Genomic DNA, 1,542 nt, shown 5'->3' with positions numbered 1-1,542 from the left:
ATGGTTAAGTTAGAAAGGGCGCACGGTGGATGCCTTGGCACTAGGAGCCGATGAAGGACGGTACTAACACCGATATGCTTCGGGGAGCTGTAAGTAAGCTGTGATCCGAAGATTTCCGAATGGGGGAACCCCGTATCCGTAATGGGATATGATCTTTCACTGAATACATAGGTGATTGAAGGCAGACCCAGGGAACTGAAACATCTAAGTACCTGGAGGAAGAGAAAGCAAATGCGATTCCCTGAGTAGCGGCGAGCGAAACGGGATCAGCCCAAACCAAGAGGCTTGCCTCTTGGGGTTGTAGGACACTCTATACGGAGTTACAAAGGACATAATTAGACGAAGCGGTCTGGAAAGGCCCATCAGAGAAGGTAACAATCCTGTAGTCGAAAGTTATGTCCCTCCAGAGTGGATCCTGAGTACGGCGGAACACGTGAAATTCCGTCGGAATCCGGGAGGACCATCTCCCAAGGCTAAATACTCCCTAGTGACCGATAGTGAACCAGTACCGTGAGGGAAAGGTGAAAAGCACCCCGGAAGGGGAGTGAAATAGATCCTGAAACCGTGTGCCTACAAGTAGTCAGAGCCCATTTACGGGTGATGGCGTGCCTTTTGTAGAATGAACCGGCGAGTTACGATTTGATGCAAGGTTAAGCTGATAAGGCGGAGCCGCAGCGAAAGCGAGTCTGAATAGGGCGATTTGAGTATCAGGTTGTAGACCCGAAACCAGGTGATCTACCCATGTCCAGGGTGAAGGTGAGGTAACACTTACTGGAGGCCCGAACCCACGCACGTTGAAAAGTGCGGGGATGAGGTGTGGGTAGCGGAGAAATTCCAATCGAACCTGGAGATAGCTGGTTCTCTCCGAAATAGCTTTAGGGCTAGCCTCATGTAGTTAGAGTCTTGGAGGTAGAGCACTGTTTGGACTAGGGGCCCCCAACGGGTTACCGAATTCAGACAAACTCCGAATGCCAAAGACTTATCCATGGGAGTCAGACTGCGAGTGATAAGATCCGTAGTCGAAAGGGAAACAGCCCAGACCACCAGCTAAGGTCCCCAAGTAATCGTTAAGTGGAAAAGGATGTGGGGTTGCTTAGACAACCAGGATGTTGGCTTAGAAGCAGCCACCATTTAAAGAGTGCGTAATAGCTCACTGGTCGAGTGACCCTGCGCCGAAAATGTACCGGGGCTAAACGATTCACCGAAGCTGTGGATGAAATCTCTCAGAGATTTCGTGGTAGGAGAGCGTTCTAAGCGCTGTGAAGTCAGACCGGAAGGACTGGTGGAGCACTTAGAAGTGAGAATGCCGGTATGAGTAGCGAAAGAAGAGTGAGAATCTCTTCCACCGAATGCCCAAGGTTTCCTGAGGAAGGCTCGTCCGCTCAGGGTTAGTCGGGACCTAAGCCGAGGCCGATAGGCGTAGGCGATGGACAACAGGTTGATATTCCTGTACCACCAACGCATCATTTGAGTGATGGGGGGACGCAGGAGGATAGGAGAGCGCGCTGTTGGATATGCGCGTTTAAGCAGTTAGGCAGGAAA

At 51.2% G+C, this 1,542-nt stretch carries 1 rRNA gene; it reads left to right on the top strand.

What is annotated here, in order from left to right:
* Window positions 1-2: 2 nt before the first annotated feature.
* A 23S ribosomal RNA gene (locus E2R51_RS19555) occupies window positions 3-1,542 on the top strand; the annotation flags it as partial.

The organism is Jeotgalibacillus sp. S-D1 (assembly GCF_004358665.1).
Classification (GTDB): Bacteria; Bacillota; Bacilli; order Bacillales; family Jeotgalibacillaceae; genus Jeotgalibacillus.
The sequence above is the reverse complement of the archived record's forward strand: the minus strand, read 5'-3'. Positions and strand labels throughout refer to the sequence as shown.